The sequence below is a fragment of the Paenibacillus sp. FSL H7-0714 genome (assembly GCF_038003765.1).
Taxonomy (GTDB): Bacteria; Bacillota; Bacilli; order Paenibacillales; family Paenibacillaceae; genus Paenibacillus_AQ.
Genome location: NZ_JBBOPT010000001.1, coordinates 3,688,020 through 3,711,210, shown reverse-complemented (window position 1 = coordinate 3,711,210; position 23,191 = coordinate 3,688,020). Strand labels below are relative to the sequence as shown.

16 protein-coding genes and 1 pseudogene are annotated in these 23,191 nt (G+C 42.9%); 6 read left to right on the top strand and 11 right to left on the bottom strand.

Features of this window, described 5'->3' with window-relative positions:
* The first annotated feature begins 124 nt into the window (after positions 1–124).
* Positions 125–1,147 carry an MBL fold metallo-hydrolase gene (locus NST34_RS16375; RefSeq protein ID WP_076283689.1) on the top strand — a complete coding sequence of 341 codons (1,023 nt, stop codon included), beginning with the start codon at positions 125–127 and terminating at the stop codon, positions 1,145–1,147.
* Between the two features lie 162 nt (positions 1,148–1,309).
* On the opposite strand, the gene NST34_RS16370 is transcribed toward NST34_RS16375, so the two are convergent.
* From NST34_RS16370 to NST34_RS16355, 4 genes are all read right to left on the bottom strand, one after another.
* On the bottom strand, positions 1,310–2,134 hold the full coding sequence (locus tag NST34_RS16370; RefSeq protein ID WP_341128295.1) for a hypothetical protein: 825 nt from the start codon (positions 2,132–2,134) through the stop codon (positions 1,310–1,312).
* A gap of 85 nt (positions 2,135–2,219) precedes the next feature.
* Positions 2,220–2,813 (bottom strand): RNA polymerase sigma factor, encoded by a 594-nt coding sequence (locus NST34_RS16365; RefSeq protein ID WP_042188431.1) that lies wholly within the window; start codon positions 2,811–2,813, stop codon positions 2,220–2,222.
* A gap of 444 nt (positions 2,814–3,257) precedes the next feature.
* Positions 3,258–4,700 carry a hypothetical protein gene (locus NST34_RS16360; protein WP_341128294.1) on the bottom strand — a complete coding sequence of 481 codons (1,443 nt, stop codon included), beginning with the start codon at positions 4,698–4,700 and terminating at the stop codon, positions 3,258–3,260.
* A 128-nt stretch (positions 4,701–4,828) separates the two neighbouring features.
* Positions 4,829–6,811, bottom strand: a complete 1,983-nt coding sequence (locus tag NST34_RS16355) for a M36 family metallopeptidase (protein ID WP_341128293.1) — start codon at positions 6,809–6,811, stop codon at positions 4,829–4,831.
* Positions 6,812–6,987: 176 nt separating this feature from the next.
* Here NST34_RS16355 and NST34_RS16350 point away from each other — a divergent pair, with 176 nt between their 5' ends.
* Positions 6,988–9,015 carry a M28 family metallopeptidase gene (locus NST34_RS16350; protein ID WP_341128292.1) on the top strand — a complete coding sequence of 676 codons (2,028 nt, stop codon included), beginning with the start codon at positions 6,988–6,990 and terminating at the stop codon, positions 9,013–9,015.
* A gap of 18 nt (positions 9,016–9,033) precedes the next feature.
* The gene (locus NST34_RS16345) at positions 9,034–9,594 is read left to right on the top strand and encodes a histidine phosphatase family protein (RefSeq protein ID WP_341128291.1); all 561 of its coding nucleotides are present in this window, start codon (positions 9,034–9,036) and stop codon (positions 9,592–9,594) included.
* On the opposite strand, the pseudogene NST34_RS16340 reads toward NST34_RS16345, so the two are convergent.
* A pseudogene (locus tag NST34_RS16340) lies at positions 9,595–9,870 on the bottom strand (hypothetical protein); the annotation flags it as partial.
* 554 nt (positions 9,871–10,424) lie between these two features.
* On the opposite strand from NST34_RS16340, the gene NST34_RS16335 reads away from it, so the two are divergent.
* Together NST34_RS16335 and NST34_RS16330 are read left to right on the top strand one after the other, a co-directional pair.
* Positions 10,425–11,477: an alpha/beta fold hydrolase gene (locus tag NST34_RS16335; RefSeq protein WP_341128289.1), complete on the top strand. Its 1,053-nt coding sequence runs from the start codon at positions 10,425–10,427 to the stop codon at positions 11,475–11,477.
* A gap of 56 nt (positions 11,478–11,533) precedes the next feature.
* Entirely contained in the window at positions 11,534–12,079 is a 546-nt protein-coding gene (locus NST34_RS16330) for a DUF1097 domain-containing protein (RefSeq protein WP_341128288.1), read from the top strand.
* A 132-nt stretch (positions 12,080–12,211) separates the two neighbouring features.
* On the opposite strand, the gene dhaQ is transcribed toward NST34_RS16330, so the two are convergent.
* Positions 12,212–13,210: a DhaKLM operon coactivator DhaQ gene (gene dhaQ, locus NST34_RS16325; protein WP_341128287.1), complete on the bottom strand. Its 999-nt coding sequence runs from the start codon at positions 13,208–13,210 to the stop codon at positions 12,212–12,214.
* Entirely contained in the window at positions 13,207–13,791 is a 585-nt protein-coding gene (gene dhaS, locus NST34_RS16320; RefSeq protein ID WP_341129556.1) for a dihydroxyacetone kinase transcriptional activator DhaS, read from the bottom strand. Before dhaS ends, dhaQ begins: the two co-directional genes overlap by 4 nt.
* 191 nt (positions 13,792–13,982) lie before the next feature.
* On the opposite strand from dhaS, the gene dhaK reads away from it, so the two are divergent.
* Positions 13,983–15,740 carry a dihydroxyacetone kinase subunit DhaK gene (dhaK, locus tag NST34_RS16315; protein WP_341129555.1) on the top strand — a complete coding sequence of 586 codons (1,758 nt, stop codon included), beginning with the start codon at positions 13,983–13,985 and terminating at the stop codon, positions 15,738–15,740.
* Between the two features lie 1,124 nt (positions 15,741–16,864).
* Here the strand turns inward: dhaK and cydC are convergent.
* The 4 genes from cydC to NST34_RS16295 form a co-directional block, all read right to left on the bottom strand.
* Positions 16,865–18,592 (bottom strand): thiol reductant ABC exporter subunit CydC, encoded by a 1,728-nt coding sequence (cydC, locus tag NST34_RS16310; protein ID WP_076299834.1) that lies wholly within the window; start codon positions 18,590–18,592, stop codon positions 16,865–16,867.
* Positions 18,589–20,388 (bottom strand): thiol reductant ABC exporter subunit CydD, encoded by a 1,800-nt coding sequence (gene cydD, locus NST34_RS16305; protein ID WP_371915718.1) that lies wholly within the window; start codon positions 20,386–20,388, stop codon positions 18,589–18,591. Before cydD ends, cydC begins: the two co-directional genes overlap by 4 nt.
* 101 nt (positions 20,389–20,489) lie before the next feature.
* Positions 20,490–21,506: a cytochrome d ubiquinol oxidase subunit II gene (locus NST34_RS16300; protein ID WP_042188427.1), complete on the bottom strand. Its 1,017-nt coding sequence runs from the start codon at positions 21,504–21,506 to the stop codon at positions 20,490–20,492.
* Positions 21,503–22,867: a cytochrome ubiquinol oxidase subunit I gene (locus NST34_RS16295; RefSeq protein ID WP_076283693.1), complete on the bottom strand. Its 1,365-nt coding sequence runs from the start codon at positions 22,865–22,867 to the stop codon at positions 21,503–21,505. Before NST34_RS16295 ends, NST34_RS16300 begins: the two co-directional genes overlap by 4 nt.
* Positions 22,868–23,191: the final 324 nt, after the last annotated feature.

Below are 23,191 nucleotides of genomic sequence, written 5' to 3'. Positions count from 1 at the left end.
TTGTTCTGTTACATCATATTACATGGAGCAAATGCATGCAAGTACTTGCTTGCAATTATGTTTTCCACTCTCTATAATAAAGGCATGCTTTACCCCAAAAACATATACGCAAAGGAGAATTTTCATGAAGTATGGACGTATTATCCAAAAACCTCGCGTTAAATTTTTTGAAGTCGCAGATGGCGTCTTTGCCGGTATTTCGCCGTATCGCGGCATCAGTTGGGCCAATGCCGGGTTCATCAACAAGGGTGAAGGGCTGGTGTATGACACGTTCTTCGATTTGTTCCATGCACGGGAAATGCGGGAGGCTTTTAAGGAAGTAAGTAACGGTGGCTCTCCCGAATATGTGGTGAACTCGCACTATAACAGTGATCATGCCTGGGGAAACAAAGTGTTTGAAGATGCTTGCATTATTATGCACAAGGAAGCGTCCAGAGAGCGTCTCACCGAAAATATCGCCTGGATGGATAACGTCATCAGAAGAGGAAAGGATTCTCCGGAATCGACTTCGGGCGAGCGGTTTTTTGCAGCAGAATTTGAAGGATTCGACCTGGAAGGCGTAGAATGGGTGCTCCCGAATATTGAGATAAAGGACGATATCAACATCCGTCTTGGCGATACGGAAGTTATGATTTACAACGTAGCTCCGGCCCACTCTGACAGTGACTTGCTGCTGTGGATGCCAAAAGAAAAAGTGCTGTTCGCCGGCGATGTCGTGTTTAACGGGTGTACGGCATACAGCGAAGAGGGAACCCACAATTGGGTTAAAGTGCTTGACCGCATTATTGATGAAATTAAACCCGAAATCGTTATTCCAGGACATGGCGCCATCTGCGGCCTGGACTTCGTGAAGGAGCAGAGAGACTACCTCCTGAACTTGATCAGCGAGTTCAACAAGCATTACAATGACGAAATTGATGCCTTGTCCCTGACCAAGCAAATTGATATTTCCCGCTTCCTTCATTGGATTCAGCCAGAACGCTTGTATGTTACAGTGGATATCCTATTGAAAAGCAAACGAGGGTTACCCCCCTTTCCAATTTGGAACGAAGTGCCTGCTAAGCTGGAAGACATGAAAGCTTTTTTGGCTGGAAAATATGGCAATCAGATCAAGCCATGGGACCCTATGAGTGTTTGGCAAGAATAGCAATTTACAGCTAACCTATGAAAAACAAAAAACGGCCCTGTCGCAAACGATGCGAACAGCGGCCGTTTTTTTGAATTGTTCAACGGAATTAAATGGGCGCTTAGAACCGATTATGATCAACCCCAACTAGATTTGGAGATGATTCCCGTTGTTTTAGAATTATTATTCCAAATAGCCTTCGGCAAGTTTCATTAAAGTATCTTTGCTTACTTTATTTATGTCTCCACGTAAAGTATAGGCGTATTTCACCTTTTTGTCTGGGCTCTCGTATACCCATTTCAGCTCGTGCGTCTGCGAAGGAGCAAATTCTGTATGCAGCATTTCTACTCCCTTCACTTGAACCTTCTCCTGCTTAAATTCAACCTTCTCGTCAATATACATTGTAGGATCGCTCTTTCCACTCAGATTAGTGATATTAACCCCGATTTTATCTTCGCCATTTTGATACGTAGCAAAGAGAAGGAAAAACTGATCTGTCATTTCAACCGGCATCATGGCATATCCCTGATTGGATTCTTCCGCCTGCTTTCTCAGCTTTTCTGCCATTTTCTTTTTTTCTTCCGAAGAAGGAGGATTCACTTCCTGAGCATTTTTAAAGATTACGTCCGCCTTTTGGAATGTATAATTTCCATTGACTTTGTCTGCGATCTTAATGGATTTATCCGTAATCTTATCTCTCAATTGAGAAAGATCTTGGAAGATAGTCACCTTCGTTCCAAGAATTGTTTCATGATTCGGATTATTGGCAACCATATAGAACAGCCCAGCTTCCCCGTTCTTTAGCGCCTTATCCTTAAGTTCATAAAATGCCTTGTAACGCTCTATCTCATCTTTCGATTCTGTTTTTCCGTAATCTTTCGTCGATTTAGTCTCATATACGACTTCGCCATCCTTATTCGTCAAAGAATGATATTGAACTGCCGCATAACCTGTGGAGGCCATTAACATCATCCCTACACACGCAGTCAAAACAACTTTATATTTCATAAAAAACCTCTCCTTTTCTTTTGGCTTAGCATGTAATATTCTCATTACTTTTCCTGTCAAGTCGGCGTCGGGAATGCGCGGGTCATCAAACAGTTTTTTCAAATCCCGATCCCTGTCCATATTCATACACTCCCACTCCCTTCACTTGAGCATAATACTTTCGAAATTTTGCAGATGCACGTTCGTATTTTTTACGAAGGCTGGCACTGTTTTTGCCGAGAATCAATCCGATCTCCTGGTAGCTTTTATCCTCGACACAACGTAAGATTAACAAATTACGCTCTTCCGCCGATAATTTTGCCATGGCTTGATGTACGGATTCATCAAAATAGTTGGCTTCAATATGCAAGTCGACTTCATTATTTTCTTTCTCATCCTGGTAAAAGAAAGGCAAATATTTCACCAACTTTCGCTTACGGATGATGTCGATACATTGATGGTAGGCAATCTTGTATACCCAGGCGCCAAAATCTATTTGATATTGGGTATATTTCTTCAAGGTGCGGAATGTCTTCAAAAATACTTCCTGTGCGTTATCCTCGGCTTCGGCGTAATTGCCCAGCATATGATAACAGTAGAGAAAAATCGGCTTTTGATAAACCTCCATGATTTTTTCGAATTTTTCTGTGTCCCCATCCAACACATCTGCAATGATCTGACTTAACTCCGTATCATTCAAGCTGTCTCCCCCCCTTTCACTCTATACAACGAAGAGCTCGACCCAAAATGTGACAACACCAAAAATCACTCCCATCTAAATCGAGCTTCGCAAGGAGCTTGTTCATCCTTTTCCGTAAACCGACCAAGTGCTCTACGTCTTGATTTCGAAACACTACACAGTCAATCACTCATTCCTTCGGTATTTTGGACAGTATCCTCGCTAGAGTCAAAGAACTATCTGTTTAGCGATGTTGGATGACTGTTTCTGGCACGGACCAAGTTTTTGTCTTTTACGGCAATAGTACCATGTCCTTGTCCATCATCGCGCTAAAATAAAAAATCCGCGCTCAGCGCGGATTTCAAAAGGACTATATTCTTGACACTTACAATTTTTCACTATACAACTATCGCCAATCGGACAATGTTCTTGTCCCCCGGCAATTACATTTGGTGATCTATTCCATTAAAACCAAGTTAGAGGCGGTACTGATCTGTGTTGGTCAAGTTCGAAACTTTGTGGCTTCACACCATAAATGATCTCATTTAATTCTTCCATCTGAGCAATTGAATGTTCATCACTATGTGAATGTACCGGCCCATCCCATGGGCGATCATTTAAAACCCATTTATCACTTTTGAACCACGGGACACCATCAATCTGTATTCTTTCAATCTGCCCTTTATGAACAGTTTCATGAGCTTCAAACCAGTCATTTATTCTATCGTCCACCCAACCGTGTAGTCTCCAGAAAACAGGGTTTACGTGAGCCGAATAAGTGTCCCCTAAAAAATCATAACTGGTTCGATCCCATTTTAATGCGTTTATATCGCGCTCATCACGGCCAGTTGGAATCGGAACTAGATCTTTGTCACTAGGAACTGAAGCCCATCTTATGTGCATGTCGTTATGCACTGACCACTCAATTAATGAGCCCAGTTCATAAAGTGTCAAAGTTGCAAGATATTGCGGATTTTTAAACTTCCGATCCCACCATTTCATTCTTGACCAATAATGTCCATCACTTTTTAACTGTGCGTTGCGTCTATCGAACTCTTCGTTTCCTGTAATCCATAATGGTGGAACTGTGAACCCATTCGGATTACCTGGTGGAAAAACAGAAATGTTACCGTTATCAAATTTCGGTTCGATCAAGTAAGGACCAGGGGCAGGAATAACGCTCCATCCTTTTATTGGTTCTGTCATCATCGAGTTAACATGCATAATCATTTTGCGATGCATGAACAGAAAATCCTCACCGGAACCATTTAACACAATAGGATCTTCATATGGTGTTATGGATGGCCGTTCGTCATCTATCTCACCAGGTTGCCATCCTCTTTTTCTAATTTCATTTTTCTTTGTTTCATCCAGTCTGGTCCATCTGTCTCTTACGCTGTGCCAAACACTATGATGTAATCTGTGCATTCTTGTTGAAAGCATAGACAGCACATTCTCCGGTAAGGGAATTACTTGGCTAGGCTCTAAAAACTCACGCTTCACAGCAATAAATGAACCAACTACTCCAGCAGGCTTTCCATCATGAGGTACACTCCGAATAACTGTACCAGTCATTATCGTTTTCTTCTCTGTCCCGTCTATCCAGTTTGGTGTAATCTCTCCATTATAATCATAGACCCAATCTTCAGCATCAGTTTTTTTAACCCCTGTACCTTGGAATCTAAAATTACTTTTCTCAATGTAACCATAAATAAATAACCTTGCATCTTTCGGGTCCGGTTTCTCAGATCGAAAGGCTAACTGGCCACGAATCGTGCCTGGTTCAGACTTCATTTCGAACACTAGTTCACCTTCGCCAAATTTTATTTTGTTAAAATCTCCAACTTCTTCAGGAACATTAAGAAAGCTACGGTATGTCCATACTCCTGCAAGCTGTTCATTTATCATTTTTATAGCATCCCTTCTCGTGAAAGATAATAAACCTTTTTATATCCTTATTGTGCTGTCGGATGCGGTTGTCAAAAAGGCTCACTCAAACTTAAGTGAGCCATTTTTCATGTAAGCCAAGGGACTGTTTAGATATTCTGTGGCAGTTCAAAATCTGCAGCTATTCCATTTAAGGTCGCTCCATTACTTCTTGCATTAGGACCCATACCAAATTTACAAAAAGCTTTCCAGGCACATTGATTTGCTGTTATAAAATCATCTTCACTGAGTTGATTAATTAATCTTAGGTCTCGAATAGCATTTAACATATTATCTCGTGCATCGATTAGACTTGGGTTTGCACGAGAAATTTTTAAACTGTCAATTACAGTTCTCCAAGTCAAGTTATAACCTTTATCCTTCCCAAATTTTTCTACTAATCTTCGATTTAAATACATTAAAGTAGCGCACCAGATTTCACCAATATTATGTTCGTCATCTTCAGTGTACCGTCCCGTTCCGAGATCGCCAAAGTGATCGGGAAAATCATCATCATACTTAAATTCACGAATTCCTCTATTATTATTAACTACCCAAGCTCCTGTAACCACTTTTTCTTGTGTACGACTGAAATTTTGGATTGTAAGAGCAAAGTAATCACTCCAACCTTCACCCATTCCACTACTTTGTGCCATATCCAAAGAGTTTTGATCCAACGGTCCCCCAACAAGTCTATTCGTTACACCATGAGTGTACTCATGGAATATAACATCAGCGTCTAGCGCCGTATGGCGATTAGTAGAAGACACGACACCTAGGTTCATTATCGGATTTCTTCCATCAGCAGGTGTTCTCATGTTAGCTGTCCCGAATACAGGTCCAGAAAATACATTTACTTTAACATGGTCTTTCTCCAAACCTAATTCAGTAAAATTTTCATCTTGAAAATTCCCTGATTTTTCATCGAAACCAAGTATATAAAAAAAATCATGCATGTAGTTGCAAAAATAGAAGGCATTTAGTATTTTCTGATCATCTCCAGAATCATCAGAAGGAATAAATGTAACCTTTTCATGGTCTAGCTTTCCTTCCATTGGTACAGCCGGCGTGCATTCAGCGGTTGAAACGTTTGAATCACACATCAGTGTCTGCGTGCTGTTTCCAATGGTCTTGGTTTCCTCTACCCAATCAACAGGAAACGTATTAGGAAGTGCTGATGATGGTTTGACTGGATATTCAGTTATGGGTCTCGGGAATGGAAAGAGTCTTCGCTGTTCCCCACCGTTAAACTCGTAGACACTTCCTTCAGCCTTCATATGAAAACTTTTCCTTTGACAGAGTAAAACCTCGCTCGATTGTTTCTGATCAGCTGCTACAATGAATTCATACTGCTCCATAGTATCTTGAAGGGTAATTGCAAAGTGCCAAGCTAAACGTGATTTTGGATACTGTGGGAATATCGTTAAATGTGCTGTGATGTTTTCTTCAAACACTCCTTTGTCTAATACCGTGTACTGTGCAGGGGATGGAAACGTAGTTAATACTTTAGGGGAATATCCTGCCGTATTAATTTTTACATTTGGAAGTGGTTGCCCCCACCCATCAACTTGACCTTCAGTTGAAGTCTGGTTAGCAATAATATACTCATTTGCTGCTACTATTGCTGAATCCACATCAGTTTCAGGTATGAGGTTGATTTCTTCATTTAAACTCACATTATCCCCAACAATGTCTTCAAGAGTGCCATTTTCCTTAAAACGACAGGTTCTAGACATTTGATAAACCGGTACCCCGCGATAAACCTGATGCAAATGAACAACAGATGTATTTGCACTTGTTTTGATTACCCTAGGATCCGGAACAAATTCCATTCCTTCCGTTACTGAATCCCTAGAAAACCCCAAGACAGAAGAATTATGATTAACCGCTTCTATTGCCCTTGTTATGAATGACTCATCAGTATTCGACGCCTCAAGATTCAACATTACAAATTTAACATTCCCTGTTAGCGGATTTATTGTGGATTTTGAGGTGTCTTTCTTCAACTCGGGATCACTGAAAGATTCGTCCGGTCGATTAAGATGCGGCTCGTTAGTAAAGTGGTAAATTCTTTTATCAATTTGTTTAATCATAATTCTATTATCTCCTTAAGCGATATATTGTTGTTTAATCATCGAACCTTATTTTTTACAAGTACTTACAAAATAACCGATGAAATGAAATCCAATTAGACCACTTTTTAATTATCATAAATATGAATAAGGTTTGAAATATTAATTGCGAATACATATTGAAAGGGGATAACTTAATGTCAACGAATATAAGATCAATTATTTTTTTGTTTGACCAATCATTCGGCATGCTTCGTTTTAGTGAGAAGAGTGAAGTAGTTGGAGTTGATTTTTTACCGGGGATCATTACATTGATGGAAAGTTTACAACGTTTTGATGTAGAAATGTTTTTGTTCTTGCCTGAAGCATCTGAATCTGTGGAAAATTTGAATAATTATTTTCCTCAATTCAATCGAATTGTCATTTATCAAAATAAAAACGTGCTTCAGCAAGAGTTAAACCCATATCTTGTACATGCTAATTCAACGATTTTAGTTTCTTCCGATCGTGTCTTGAGAAGTTTAGCTGCTGAATTAGGTTTTATATCCACTCCCCATCCCCAAGTAGCCTTAAATATATTGAATAATAAGATATCTGAAATGGTTCTGATTTTTGGATCAAAAGAACAATGTAGAAGTATAAGTGACGGGTTACCCTATTTTTATTACAAAATTGAAGATAATCGTTGGTGTATGCTTTCAGTTATGGTGGAGGAGAATTTTTCAGAATTACAAAAAAATGGGATTAGAGTAGAAAAGTTATCTATAGATTTGTCAACTGAAGATCCGATCTTCGTAGAGATTGAAGAATGGAATAAGGAAACGGTGGAAATTCTGAAGAAGCATAAAGTACTATCCATCGAGGGTAGAAAGATCATTGTTGCGTTAGGCCCCACTGAACTCAATGAATCCCTACATGTACATGGGCCGAACGGTCATGCACATCCACAACTGCTTTTACCCAGTCCAGAAATGTTGTATCCAGTAAACGACTTTAGGAATGATAATAAAGTTGTTAATAATACCGATTTTAGTGAATTGAACATGGAGAACATTACAGCTTCTACTCCAGAATCCTTTGAAGCTATAGTAAAGCGTTACAGTGGAAAACTAGACATAGACCATGACGGACCCATTAAATCTCGTCATGTTTTACATCCTGATAATGTCAGAGTAATTAATGCACTTCAACAGGATTTATCTGAACTCGGATTATGTCCAACCGTACATCGTTTTAACCTCAATGGGATTTCTTTAAATAACGTAATTGCTGATTTACCCGGTATCGTACCTTCCTCTTTTGAACTAAATGTTAAAGAAAAACTAAGAGAACTGTTTCAACAATACCCAAACCCTATGCCCATTGAAAATTGGTTACCTTCCGTTAAAAATATTGTTGGAAACGAATGGTTCACATCTAAAATCACAAATGATGCGAATCCAATTGCTCTAAGAAGATCAATAGAGGATTCGGTTGGGCTAAGTCCTTGGTATCCTTGGTGGTTACAATCTTGTGCCCTTCCAGACTCTGCGGCTAAATTAATTATTGTAGGATGTCATTTGGATTCTACAGCTGCTAATGATAGCATCTACCATCCTGATTCTGATCCCGCGCCTGGAGCAGATGATGATGCTTCTGGAATAGCAGCTGTTTTGTCAATTGCTAAGTGTCTATTGGAGTATAAGGAGCGGCTAACTCATACCGTCCGATTTTGTTTTTTTAATGCTGAGGAGTCAGGACTTGTTGGCAGCAAGGTATATGCATCTATGCTTAAAGCGACAGGCGCACCCGTCAAAGCTGCAATATGTATTGATATGATTGGCTTCAACAGTGATCAAAACCATCTGTTTGAAATCCATGCAGGTCATATTGATGCAGATATTCGGAATGCTTCTTTACCTATAGCTCAAACTATAGCAAATCATGTTGTTGGAGTACCATCTCTGTCCCCACCTCAAATCTATCAAGGGACAAGTACTGATACTAACCCCGACCGAACTTTATTCGATGGTGCGATCGGTAGAAGTGACCATGCATCTTTCCATCAACAAGGGTATCCGGCTGTTGTTGTTTCTGAAGATTTTTTTATCAATTTTCCATCTGAACCTGTGGATGACCCAAATCCAAATTATCATCATGCAAGCGATTTGTTTATCGATGCTTCTTATGGGTCGAGCATAACAAATGTGTTAGCCAATGCAGTTTTAGAACTCGCCAGAAAATAAATGAGGGAGTGTTTTTATATGGATCAAAACTCAACTATTTACGTTATTCGACACGGTGAGGCAAGTTCTAACGAACCAGATGCACCGCTGACTGAAGTTGGCCAGAAGCAGGCTCAACAATTGGCTGAATTTTTATCTCGGTTCACCAATATTGAAAATAGTCGATTAATTAGCAGTCCTTATTTGAGAGCAAGCAAAACGGCTGAAATTGTTGCGGCACGAATAAACCAAACTTTCTCCAAAGATAAAAGACTACAAGAACGCAATATAGGCGATTACCAGGGAAGTAACTTATTTGAAGATCTAAAAAATCACTTTTCCGATACGAATCATAGATTTCCAAATGGTGAATCTAACGGAGAAGTACGTGTTCGTGCAACCAGCCTAATAGATGAAATAAGGCATGATAATCAACATCCCACTTTCTTGTTTACCCATCGTTTGACAATGATGATCTTGTTTAATTATTACGATCAAAATTGGGATTTTGATAAGGGAGTGTCAATAACGAACCCTGATGTGTATGAATTACAATTTGTTGATGAAAGACCTAGCATTAGACGAGTTTGGAGTATGTAATTAATTTTTAGAAGGAGCAGAATTTACTTTCACATTAATTCTGCTTCTTCTTATCCTACTATGAACGATTAACCAGTAATATGAAGCGTAAGTCATGTAACTCTTGCTCCATAGATCCTGCTCCCCGAATTGAATCGAAGCTGGAGAACTCAACACGATTGTGCCCTTATCTCCGAATATATCCATTTTAAGTCCAGTCTGATGTTTGAATCCACCTTGAAAATGAACGCTGGCTGCTGCAACGTTAGTTAATTTTCCTGTAATCATTATTTGATCATCCGTCGTTTTCTAAATGAATTTATGAATATCCACCAATTTGAATTTAGGAAACTGTTGTACTGTGACAGCAGAGAGTTCTGTAAAGTTCCCAAGCATGTATGTAAATGCATCAAGATTATATATCTTTAAATTGGCTGACAAACTTTTCCAACATAGCCTTCCACCAATTGACCATTCTCTGATATGTATTTTATGAAGGTGAAACTGTTGTTTCATTTATAGGTTCGTAAAACAGAAAATCCAGTATCTTTACTTTCCCTTTCGATTTTCACCTCGATATGGATAATATCAAAACTTCTTCCCTACTTCACCTAGCTGAATTTTTCATGAGAGGTTGTATATCCTCTCCCTTCCCTCCTAAGAATGCTGAAGATGAGCCAGAGCGTTGTAGAATATTTTGGTATATTCTTCTTGCAAGTGTAGAGTGTTTTTTGACAGAAAACTGGTTTTGTCCGTTTACGATCAAGCGCTTACATTCTATTATAGCTATAGAAAGAAGTGAGTGAAGCTTACTAATCAATGGAAAACATCCATAAAAGGAGGAAAAATGTGTGATCAAGAACACTTTCTACACATCCGAACAATTTCAGGGGAAGTACGAGACTTATGAGATCGGCAGTCTGGAGCTTGAAGAAGGCGAAACGCTGCACGGCTGCAAACTAGCCTATCGTACGTTTGGTCATCTTAATGCTGCCAAAGACAATGCGATCCTTGTGACCACCTGGTTTTCGGGCACCGGCAAAATCATGGAGGATGTTTATGTGGGCCCTGAACATGCGCTCGATCCCAACAAGTACTTTATCGTCATCGTGGATCAGATCGGCAGCGGCACTTCTTCCTCACCACAGAACACGCCTGCTCCTCAGTCGATGGCGAAGTTCCCGAAAATCCGAATCGGAGACGACGTGCGCGCACAGCACAAGCTTTTGACCGAAAAATTCGGCATTACCCAGCTCGCTCTGGTGACCGGCGGTTCGATGGGTGCACAGCAGACGTATGAATGGGTCGTACGGTATCCGGATATGGTCAAACGCGCGGCGCCTATTGCTTCGACCGCTCGAATTTCGCGGCACCAGATCATTTTCACCGAAACCTTGCAAGAAGCCCTGATGTCGGACCCCGCTTGGAAAGATGGATGGTACAAAGACGGAATGCATGTTCGAAGAGGCATGGATCAGATGGCAAAAATTGTGGCTCTACAGGGATGGAGCCAAGAGTTTTATCAAGAAGAACGCTTCCGCACCATCTTGGGCATGTCTTCGCTCACGGATTTCATGAACGGCTTCATGAAGGCCTATTTTGAACCGATGGATCCAAACGCCCTGCTGTGCGAAGTATGGAAATGGCAGCGGGCCGATATCTCGCGAAATACCGGCGGCGACCTTGAAACAGCCCTGAAAAGCATCAAGGCTAAAACCTTCGTGTTGGCCATCAGCCATGACATGTTTTTCCCTCCGCATGAATGCGAAGCCGACCAGAAGCTGATTCCCGACTCCCAATTCAGATTGATCGAGTCCAAGGAAGGTCATTTCGCGTTGAACGGATTAGAGCCGAAATACATGGAGCAAGTCGACGCCTGTTTGCGTGAGTTGCTGTCTTTGTAGGCGCGTGAGCGGTACGCGGATCGAAAAATCTAAAAAATAAATGGGAGACTGAAACTATGACAAAAGGAAAGTTTTTCTGGATCGCATTTTTTATAGGAGCCCAAGCTTTCTTACTCCAAATCATCGATCAGGTGCTGGCTCCGCTATGTCCACCGGATGGAAATGTGGGTTTTGGCTGGATTGCTTTCCAGGCGTGGGCAATGTATTTTTTGTCCGGGTTAAATGTTGTTGGAGCCGTCAAGGCGTTTTTCAGCTACGGAATCGGAATTTTAGCTTCTGTAGCGATCATGGTTAGCGGCGGAATGCTATCGGTTCTTGGATTTTTCACAATACCTGTTATGCTTCTGATCGTTGTGCCGATTGTCATTTACTTTGAGCTTGCACCGTCCCCACTAAGTTATGTGCCTGCCATGTTTGTGGGAGCGGGCGTATACTTCGGATTTATGAGCTATATCGAAGCCGCTACCTATACCGGCGCGGCCATCACCGAATTAATCTATTGCGCTCTCGGACTCTTATTCGGATATGTCACCATCACGTTCAGAGGCTGGTATGAAAAGCACTTTGTAAACAATAAAACAAACGGAATCCAATTTAATTGAAAAAAACCAATATGTAAGCGCTTGAACAGGGTTGTAAGCGCGTGTATGATTCAAATCTCCTATGCTGCGGTTAATCGCCGTGTCCTAAGCATAGGAGATTTTTATTTACCCATCGTGAATTGAGTCTTCCAACTACCAGCTTGATACGCAAACATCCGCCTTCAACCATTTTTCCCAGTTGGGATCTTCGATCTTTAGCAGACTTAAGGAAATCCCCTTCATATCCATGGATGTCAGGTGCGAACCCACTTTGAAGAATCTGACATCGATGCTTTCTAGTTGTGTCAGACGCCTGATGTCATTGGCAAAAATATACTGTTCCATCAAGGGTGTTGCGCCTAATCCATTGATTAAGAAGGCAAACTTGTCTCCTTTTTTCCAACGGTAAATGCTTTTCAGCTTGTTCATCAATTCAATCGCCAGTTTTTCGGATGAATCGAAAGTCTCTTTGCGGTATCCTTTTTCGCCATGAATTCCGACGCCAAAATAAACTTCGTGATTCTCCAGAGTAAACGAAGTCTCTGTTTGAGTAGGGTTGTTGGCAGGGGTCAGCGCAACGCCCAAGGTATGCAGATTGCTAACGACAGAAGAGCCAATCTCCTTCAGCTCCTGCAAAGAATAGTCTTCCGTTGCTGCCGCACCAACTATTTTATGCACAAAAACGGTGCCGGCTACCCCTCTTCTTCTTTTGTTAAACGTTGCGTCATTTTCAATGGAAACATCATCGTTTACAAGGATATGATCGACAGATCTGCCTTCTTTTTGGGCGATGGATTCGGCAGTTAAGAAGTTGTCTACATCCGCTTTGAAATTTTTCACAACCATCAGGACGCTTTTATTTTTGTCTGCCTTTCGAATCGCAGCCAATATTTGTTCCGGTGTAGGCGGAATAAATATTGGTCCGCTAACCGCTATGGAGAGCATTCCGTCTCCAACGTAACCGAAATGCGCGGGTTCGTGGCCACTCCCCCCACCGCTTAAAAGAACGACGTTTTGTTGAATGTCTTCCAAGTCTTTCCGATAAATAATGTGATGTTTCGAGTCATAATAAACCCTGTCTTTATGTTCAAAATAAAAACCGTGCAACATATCTCGAACTATATTTTGAACATCGTTTTTAATCGTTTTCATCGTTTCTCCACCTTATGATTTGCTGATTGCCGCAGGGATAATATCAATTGATCATGAATCATTGTTTTCATCAAAGACGACATGACAGACGGATTGACCATGCAAGCATTCTGGATCCAATCTTTGATCGTGCCCCCAAACCCGTGACTATAAAAAGAGGCCAATAAACTTTTTTTCTCTTCGGAAACGCTAATTCCAAAACCCAACGACAGTTCATCGATAATTTTTAAATATAAGTTCTTTGTATGTTCATATAAATACTCGTTAAACGAATTTTGCTCGACAACTTTAAACGCATTTCGATAAAAACGCTGATTTTCATAAAAATACCCGAATAACTGATTAAAAATATTTTCCCACTTCTCATATTCAATAAAGTCGGTAATATTCTCCTTCGTTTCTTCTTTATAGATCCAACCCAGCAATTCGTATTTATCCTGAAAATGATAATAAAACGTTTGCCTCCGCATCTGACAGTTTATCATGATGTCGCTCACTGAGATTTTTTGGAACGTTTCCGTCTCCATTAGATCTTTTAATGATTTTGCAATCATTTTTTGTGTAATGATCGATGAGGTCATCCCAATCATCCTTGTCACCATATTCATTCTATCCTTATAATAACAAAATCTGTTAGTAAAGATAAACAGGTTCGTTTTTGACAGATGCGCTTTTTTGTCCGTTTACCATGAAACGCTTACACTCTAATATGAGTATTGACAATAAGCATTCATTCGGACTTCGTCCATGTTTAAATAAGGGGGAAACGCAAGTGAAAAAAATAATGAACAAACCCGAAAATCTCGTGGTGGAGATGTGTAACGGAATGGTGATGGCGCATCCGGAACTGGAGTTTCTGAAAAAGTATAAAATCATCAAGAAAAAAGCAATCAATGTAAATAAAGTAAGTCTGATCAGTGGCGGCGGCAGCGGACATGAACCAGCTCACGCGGGATTTGTGGGGAAAGGCATGTTGGATGCTGCTGTATGCGGCGACGTATTCGCTTCTCCATCGCAGATCCAGGTGTATCAAACCATCAAGGCAACTTCCGGCCGCAAAGGCGCTCTGATGATTATTAAGAATTACAGCGGCGATATGATGAATTTTAAAAATGGCGCGGCATTGGCGCAAGAAGAAGGCTTCCAGGTAGAATACGTTCGGGTGGATGACGATATCGCAGTCGAAGACAGCTTGTATTCCGTTGGGCGCCGCGGTGTTGCCGGAACCGTGCTGGTTCATAAAATCGCCGGAGCTGCGGCGGAAGAAGGCAGAGATCTCGGGCAGGTTAAGGAAGCAGCGGAAAAAGCGGCCGCAAACGTACGAAGCATTGGCGTCGCCCTTACTTCCTGCACCGTTCCCGCCAAAGGATCGTCTACATTCGCGTTGGGTGTAGACGAGATTGAATATGGGGTCGGCATTCATGGAGAGCCGGGAATTCGAAGGGAAAAGATGATCTCCGCCGACGAATTGGCAGAACGAATGACGAATGACATCCTTGAAGATTTAGGAATAGACGGCGACGAATCGACGGAAATTGTCATCCTGGTCAATGGCTTCGGCGCAACTCCGCTACAAGAGCTCTATTTGTTTCACCATTCGGTTATGCGAGAAATGCATCGCAGAACGATCCGAATTCACCGCTCCTTTGTCGGAAATTATATGACAAGTATCGATATGGCAGGCGTTTCGTTAACCGTGATGAAGCTGGACGAAGAATTGAAAACGCTGTTATCTCGAGAATGCATGACGCCTGCTTTTAGAGTGGATGGTCCGGTAGAGAGTACTGCGTACGTCGAAGTTTTAGATAGCGATGAAGAACCTCCCGTTGTCTTTGAGACAGAGACACCAGAAACATACGCTGTCATCAAAGACGACGTGCTTTCTCTGGAAAATATGATCTATCTTGTCGATAAAATGAGCGAAGTCATTATCAAAAATGAAGTACCGTTCTGTGAACTGGATTCACATGCGGGCGACGGAGATTTCGGCATGAGTCTCGCCAAAGGATTCAAGCAATTAAAGCGGGAGTGGAGCGAAATACTGGGCCATCCTCAATTAAACATCGGAACTTTCCTTCATTCTTGTTCGATGGTCATCATGGAATATTGCGGAGGCGCGTCCGGTCCCATCTGGGGTTCGGCCTTCCGTGCCGCCGGTAAAGCTGTCGACGGTAAACTTGAATTGTCTGTCGGAGAGTTTGCCGATATGCTACAGGCTGCTGTCAAAGGAATACAGGCTACTGGAGAACGCTCTTTCGGGAGGGGAGCAGTGGTGGGTGATAAAACGCTTGTGGATGCGCTAGTGCCTTGTGTTCACTCGTGGTTGGAAAGCGAAACGGCGGGTGATCATTTTAAGTCCGCCTTTGAAAAAGGAGCGGCGGCGGCTGTCGAAGGTGCAGAAAAAACAAAGGGAATCGTGGCTCGAATGGGACGTGCCGGCACTGTAGGAGAAAGAAGTCTGGGTTATCCTGACGCAGGGGCTTACAGTCTAGGAGTTATTTTCACTGAGCTCTCACGTTCTCTAAAATAAGTTTAATTGGGAATTTAAATTAGTACTCAAAAAAGATATATATGGAGGAGCGGGCATGATTCGGGGTTGCGCTTGTTAGACTTCGCTTAACTTATGGCCGCTTCCTCGAACTCCTTCTATTCATATCATTTCGGATGAGGCTGAGAACACTCCTCTCGTAATTCAAGCGAAACTTTGCCTTCAATGATTTGTTTCGATTCACTTGCCTTTTTGGCTTATCTGAAAAGTTTCTCACTACCATCCCGTCCGTCGTATAACTGCTTACCTTCTATCCTCCTGTCTTCGTCTTCTTGACTTTGACCAAAGTTTACCTTCGTACGAAGGTAATTAGCCCTCCCTTCCCCGTTTTTATGGCGGGTCGCCGACATAGCCGACACCTCTGGTTCACTGCATTTCGGTTTGGACTTTACCTGCAGGCCCTTCAGATTCTTCCTCGTAGAAGACACCCTGCCTATCCGTCAATCTTCGATTATAGGATGTCTGCTTCGGCTACGGTACTTTATAGGGTAAAGTTACCGGGTGGATTTGAACCACCTAGATAGTGCGACTGTGAGGCGAACATAAAAATCCACGTTTAGCACGGTTGCTTTCGATATATATTCATGTTTTTTATATTACTGATTTTACTTAATTCTTAAATCTGGAATCATCAGGAAAATTCCTGGTTATTCGTGATGGAATGTGTGCAACATTATAGTTAGGTCTTATCTCTTGATCCCTGAACATCAAATCCAGAGGTTTAAGGATGCCTTCTTTAGCTGTGGGTTCGTCAAGCAAAAGGATACTTAAAATAGTGTTGTCATCCAAGTTAGGACCCTAATCATTATTTTGGGTCTTTTCATCTCACACTCCATCCTTCGAGTGTTAAAAAAAAGATCTCCAAAATTCGAATTGGATAGATCGAGCATAAGAAAGTTGCCCGGCAAGGTGGGTAAAATAGGTAGGGTTATTAAACCTTTGCGAGGCTTACAGAAAATGTTATTTTGAAAAACAAGGCTAGGGTATAGTATACGGTAACCAAGATGATGAACCTAGCAAATTTAAAAATCATCAGAAGCAACCTGGAGATATGTTTCCTTCGGGTTACTTCTGATTTCTTCAAGTAAGATAGTTATAGGAGGTTATCACACTCCAACTTCTCCGATCATTTGCTGTTCGATTTGTTTCATCTCATAAAAATAGCCTTTTTGCCCCATCAACTCCGAATAGGAACCCGTTTCGACTACCTTGCCTTGGTCCATGACCACAATCCGGTCCATCTCTTCCAATCCGGTTAGCCGATGACAAATCATGAGAAGCGTATCATTAGCCGCCTGTGCGTAGAGATGCTTCAAAACGTGATGCTCTGTCACATAATCCAGCGATGAAGTTGGTTCGTCCAGAAGCCATACCCGTCCTTTGCGGAGCATCGCTCGCGCCAGAGCCAACCGCTGCTTCTCGCCGTCTGACAGATTCTCTCCTTTTTCATACACCATATCGGTCAACGATGTATCGGGCAGCTGCATTTTAGCTAGCACATCCAACAATTGTTCGTCAGTATGTTCTTCTCCATTTAGCAGCAGGTTTTCCCGGATCGTTCCCCGGAAAAAATGACTTTGCTGAAACACTACATTAGCCGTTTGCCAAATGCTCGTCTCATCCAGTTCCTTCACCGAAGTGCCGTTTAATCGTATATCTCCAGCCGTTGGTGTTCGCAGTTTGAGCAGCAATTCGATAATTGTTGATTTTCCTGACCCACTCGGCCCGACAATCGCCGTTTTGGAGCCAGGTAAAATGTGCAGGGAAACATCCCTGAGCGCCGGTCTCCACTCCCCTTCATATTGAAACGTAACATCGGATAGCTCCATCGTAACGGCATGTTCAACTGACAATGTGCCACTTGGCTGCGAAGACTGCTCATCAAAGGTCTGAACTGTTTCCGTCAGTCGTTTGGCTGCGTGTTCGCTATCCTCTTTATACGCGGGTAATGTGGCCATAGCCGTCGCTTCTTCAAATACGGTTTGTGATGCCATAACCAACATGGCAAGAAATACGCCTGCAAGCGCTCCTTCCATAATTAAATAGGCGCCGAGCGTCAGCACTCCCCAGGAAACGAGAAACGTAACAAAAGTGTGCATCGATTGCCCGCGCAACAAGTGCCCGGCTGCTCGTTGCTGTTCAGTTGCCAATACAGCGGAAGCGTGCTGAAGCTGCTCCTCCCGCTGTGCCAATTGACCGTATACTTTTAAATCCCGGAAACCGTACAACACTTCTGTAACTTCCGTGGACAGCTGCGCCCTCTGCTCACGAACGCGTCCATGTATTCTCCGCTGCCCGAGTAACACAATTCCCGGTACAACGAATGCCGTTATCAGCATACCTAATACAAACAAAACGGCAATCCAGATCGAATAGGTAGAAGTAAACAGCACCGTAGCCAAAAACACCATGACGACCATGATCGGAGGATAAGCGACTCGCAAGAAATAATTTTGTAAACTTTCGACATCCCCAACGATCCGCGCAAGCAGATCCCCGCTTCGATTTTTGTTCAATATACCAGGCGTTAAAGGAATAAGCTTGGCAAAAAAGGATGTACGTAAACGGCTAAGCATGGAGAATGTCGCCCGGTGAGAATATAAGCGTTCTCCATAACGACTCGCCGCCCGAAGCAGACCAAGCAGTTTGACCATCGAGGTGAGTACAATTAAAGTATAAAGCGGCGGCGCAAATACCGTTTGCGAAATTAGATACCCGCTCGCAGAAAAGAGTGCCACACCGGCTATGCCGGCGATAAATCCACCCAAAATCGAAAGAATGATATCCTTACGCTCCTGAATCATCGCCTTTGACAGAACGGCCAGTTCATTCATGAGGATATCCCCCCTTTCCGCTCTACATCAATCATCTCGGCATATTGAGGCAGGCGCCCCAGAAGCTCTTCATGCCGTCCGGAGTCCACCAACACTCCATTGTCCATAAACAAAATCTTGTCGGCTTGTTGAATCGTATATAATCGGTGAGCCACCGTAATCATCGTAGCCGTTTTTGCCAGTTTGGCTATGGAGCGTTGCAGTACCCGCTCGGTGTGCAAATCCAGTCCAACTGTGGGTTCATCAAACAAAATGATAGCAGGACGCTTCAAAAAAGCGCGTGCTAAGGCAAGCCGTTGCTTTTCCCCACCAGACAGTCCCCTGCCTCCTTCACCAACAAAGGTATCAAATCCATGCTCCAATTGGGCTGTAAGCGCAGTGAGTCCTGCTTCCTCCCCCGCCCGCTCAATTTCTGCCCTGGAGATGCTCCCACGAGCACCAATCGCAATATTTTCAGAAAATGTGCCTGCAAAAATATACGGATGCTGTGTAATGTAGCTAACATGTTCGAACCATTCAGTTTCATCGTATTGCGAGAGTGGACTACCATTCACCAGAAGCGTTCCAGATTCTGGTTTTAGCAGACCGGCAATGAGATGGAGCAAAGTCGTTTTACCGGAACCACTTTTACCTACAATCGCAATATGTTCTCCCGGTTTAAACTGGATCCGACCCGTCTCAAGCTTGAATGAATCTGGAGCATATTGAAACTGAAGATGATTTATTTCCATGGATGGCGGTACTGAAAGATCATTGGAATTTGCAATTTCCAATTTGCTTCCCCTGTCGACTCTATCCATGCTGTCGATCTCGTCGAGTCCATCGGTTGTTAATGCTTCTTCAACGCTATTCGCGTCCCTGCTCTCCCCTGCCGGTTCTTCAAGCATCTGTTCCACCTTACGAACCGCACCCATACTTGTCCGGCCACTGTGAAAGGCCGTTCCCGTATTCTTTAAAAGGTTGTAAAACTCGGGAACGAGCAACAACACGAGAAAGGCGGTGTGGAACGTCATAGATTTGAAAACAAGCAATTGGATGGCCAGCTCAAGAGCGACAATGCCAATGCTTAGCATCACGATCGATTCCAGCATGAAGGTATTCGTAAACGCAATCTTCAAAATGCCCATTGTGGCATCACGGTAACTAAGGCTACTGTGTTCAATTTTCTGTTGCTGACGGTGTGCCCGTCCAAATATTTTTAACGTCACCAGCCCTTGAAGAGAATCCAGAAAAGTACCTGAAAACTCGGCCAGCTGCGCATATTTTTCTTCGGATTTGTTCTTCGTTTTCAGCCCTACCAAAATCATGAATAGCGGGATGAATGGAGCTGTAAATAATAGAATGAAACCTGTGTTGGCATGTTGGATAAATGTAACGACCAAAATCAGAATCGGGATGATAGCAGCTTCCATCATACGCGGCATGTACTGACTGAAATAACTATCAGCCTCATCCACAGCATCAAGAGCAATACTGACCTTGCCTCCCGTCTGTCCACGAAGGGTGGAAGGCATGGAAGCATGGGTCAAGTTTTGCAGCACGGCTGCGCGCATATTTGTCTTGGCAGTGGCAGCCATACGCAAGCCAACTTTACCGTTTCCATATGACAACAATGTGCGTACAGCCATAACAGCCAGAAGAATGCCGAGCAACAGGATAACCGATGAAAATGAAGCTCTCTCCACAAAAATCCGTTGGACTGCTTCAGCAAGCAGTCCAGCCTGACTCACAATAGCTGTACCAAGCGCGAGCGAAAGGATCGCGAGGAGGGCCATATTTTTTCTTTGTGAAGACATTTGTTGAGAAATCAGACTGGATTTCCTCGGCACAGATCACACCTCCTTTATATATAGGCTTGTAGAGAAACCTCATACACGCCGTAATGGATCAATTAGCTTTATTTTTTCCCTTTTACATAATCCGCATCAAACAGGAAGAGCTTGAAGACCAGAATAAGGGATGGGATCAACAGGCACAGACCGCCGATAAACACAACAACTAACGCTAAGCCCATTGCTGGTGAAGTTGCACTGCTCTGAATCGTGATATACGGATCGAGAATATAAGGGTATTGCCCAATCCCATAAGCGAAAAAGGCACAGAAAAATTGCAGCATGATGCATATGAAAGCTAATCCGTAACGGCGTCCGTTATATAACAGCCACATCGCGATCATGAAGAAAGCAACGGAAAGTGCCAAGAGCCACCATAAATCCATCATATTTTGAAAATGCCGCTCATTGTGTTGACCCAAATAGATAAATGCTGTCAGTGCGAGAATTATCGTCGGTGTGCTCCAAAACAGGGCGTAGTTCCGCATCAGCTTCAACGCGGAATGATCCTCTGCACGAGATGCGTAAAAAGTCAGAAATGAGCCGCTTATGAACAAAACGGACACGATTGCCAGTCCAACGATGCTCCACGATAACGGATTGGTAAACAGCGCCCAGTAATCCAGAGAAACCGTCTCAGCCTGCTTCACAATAAAGCCGCCTTCAGACAAAGTAAGTGCCACTGACAACGAAGCCGGAATAAGCAGACCTGTAGCTCCGTACAAAAAAAGATATACTATGTTTTTCTTGGAACCATAATTTTCAAAAGCGTAGAACGAACCGCGAATCGCAAGAAGAATAACTGCAATACTTCCCGGAACAAGCAGCGCGGAGCCATAATAATAGGCTGTGTCCGGAAAAAATCCGACGATGCCAATATAGAAAAAGATAAAAAATACATTTGTAATCTCCCATACGGGTGATAAATATCGGGAAATCAGACGATTAATGAGATGATCCTGCTTCGTCAAACGGGCATAAAAGGCGAAGAATCCCGCTCCGAAATCAATGGAAGCTATAATTAAATAGCCGTACAAGAACAGCCAGAGCACCGAGATGCCAATTATTTCGTAACTCATCATTCAGTGCCCCCCTTTTCCACAGATTGATTAGGATGTTCCTTCATCCATTTCTCCATCTCAACTTCTGCCGGATTATTGTTGAACAAACGTCTTAGCACGATTACACACATACTGCCGAGTACGATGTACAAGAGCAATAAGGCGAAGAATATAATTCTTACATTCGGTGAAGTCGTGGCAGCCTCCTCTACACGCATATATCCACGGATAATCCACGGCTGTCGCCCAACCTCTGCATAAAACCAGCCCAGCTCTACAGCTAGAAAAGCGAGCGGTGCGATCAGTGCGATGATGCCAAGCATCCACTTGTTAAGCACATTGCGTTTTTTCCAGAACACAAACAGGAAGTACAGGACCGAAATCGCGAGCAGAGCAAATCCGATTCCAGCCATTAAATCAAACAGGTAGTGAACAAGAAGCGGTGGCCATTCTTCCTTGGGGAATTCCTCCAGCCCCGTTACCTCCGCATTAAAGTCTCCAAAGGCCAGGAAGCTGAGCACTTTCGGCAAATGAAGAGCCCCTATCACTTCATGCTCTGCATTCAGCCATCCCATTAGAACCAAGTCCACACCGCTACCCGTCTCAAAATGCCACTCTGCCGCTGCAAGCTTCTCTGGCTGATGCTCGGCCAAAAACTTGGCGGACACATCACCAGCTAATGTGTTCAGCAAGCTGAACAGCAAAACGACCGCCATCATGAGATTCAAGGATTTTTTGTGGTATGCGGACACTCCTTTTCTCAGCATCGCAAAGGCTGCAATCCCGGCTAACAAGGCAGCTCCTGTCAAATAGGCCGAGCTTAATACATGGAACACCTTGGAGAAGGTCGCCGTATTCAGCATCGCTTGCACCGGGTCAATCGCTGTGAATTGGCCCGCTTCCATGACAAAGCCTCCAGGCTGGTTCATGAATCCGTTCACCGTCGTAATAAAAACGGCAGACATGCCTGCCCCGGCGACAATCGGAATCGTCAACAGCCAATGGATATACGGATTTTTAAACCGATCCCACGTATACAAATAAATGCCCAGGAAGATGGCCTCAAAAAAGAACGCGAACACTTCCATGAATAACGGAAGTGCAATAACATTCCCAGCCAGTTTCATAAAATTCGGCCATACCAGGGCTAATTGTAGTGATATGGCTGTACCGGTCACGACACCAACCGCTACAGAAATGACAAATCCCCGAGACCATCTCTTTGCCATAAGTGTATAATGGGGATCCTTTTTGCGGATCCCGATGAACTCTGCAATAGCGATCATTAGCGGTATACCGACGCCAATCGTCGCAAAAATAACGTGGAACCCGAGAGTCAAGCCTGTCACCAGCCTGCTCCATAGCACCGTATCAATTGCCATTCTTTACTGCTCCCTTCAAACGCTGTTCATTTTTCGTCATAACTTGATGCTTATGATTAGGCCGGCTAATTCTGGGGCTGCATTCAATATCAGGTTTAGCAGGGCTCAGCGACATCGTTGCCTGTTCGTTTTAGTATGACGTTCCTCGTTCTTTGCTATGTAAAAAGAGAAAAATTTCACAAAGCAAGAGTTGGCGAGCCTGATTTACCTGATACTGAGCAGTCAAATTAATAACGTGACCTAATGATTAAAATCATCTTATCTTAAATTGCAAGTAATTCAATCACAGATATCTCTTAATCCCTAAATGTTCAAGAAAGGGTC

What these genes read in the sequence shown, in the direction of transcription:
- NST34_RS16375 (WP_076283689.1), top strand. Translation starts at nt 125, where the DNA reads ATGAAGTATGGACGTATTATCCAAAAACCTCGCGTTAAATTTTTTGAA.
- NST34_RS16370 (WP_341128295.1), bottom strand. Translation starts at nt 2,134, where the DNA reads ATGAAATATAAAGTTGTTTTGACTGCGTGTGTAGGGATGATGTTAATG.
- NST34_RS16360 (WP_341128294.1), bottom strand. Translation starts at nt 4,700, where the DNA reads ATGATAAATGAACAGCTTGCAGGAGTATGGACATACCGTAGCTTTCTT.
- NST34_RS16355 (WP_341128293.1), bottom strand. Translation starts at nt 6,811, where the DNA reads ATGATTAAACAAATTGATAAAAGAATTTACCACTTTACTAACGAGCCG.
- NST34_RS16350 (WP_341128292.1), top strand. Translation starts at nt 6,988, where the DNA reads ATGTCAACGAATATAAGATCAATTATTTTTTTGTTTGACCAATCATTC.
- NST34_RS16345 (WP_341128291.1), top strand. Translation starts at nt 9,034, where the DNA reads ATGGATCAAAACTCAACTATTTACGTTATTCGACACGGTGAGGCAAGT.
- NST34_RS16330 (WP_341128288.1), top strand. Translation starts at nt 11,534, where the DNA reads ATGACAAAAGGAAAGTTTTTCTGGATCGCATTTTTTATAGGAGCCCAA.
- dhaQ (WP_341128287.1), bottom strand. Translation starts at nt 13,210, where the DNA reads ATGAAAACGATTAAAAACGATGTTCAAAATATAGTTCGAGATATGTTG.
- dhaS (WP_341129556.1), bottom strand. Translation starts at nt 13,791, where the DNA reads ATGACCTCATCGATCATTACACAAAAAATGATTGCAAAATCATTAAAA.
- cydC (WP_076299834.1), bottom strand. Translation starts at nt 18,592, where the DNA reads ATGAATGAACTGGCCGTTCTGTCAAAGGCGATGATTCAGGAGCGTAAG.
- cydD (WP_371915718.1), bottom strand. Translation starts at nt 20,388, where the DNA reads ATGTCTTCACAAAGAAAAAATATGGCCCTCCTCGCGATCCTTTCGCTC.
- NST34_RS16300 (WP_042188427.1), bottom strand. Translation starts at nt 21,506, where the DNA reads ATGATGAGTTACGAAATAATTGGCATCTCGGTGCTCTGGCTGTTCTTG.
- NST34_RS16295 (WP_076283693.1), bottom strand. Translation starts at nt 22,867, where the DNA reads ATGGCAATTGATACGGTGCTATGGAGCAGGCTGGTGACAGGCTTGACT.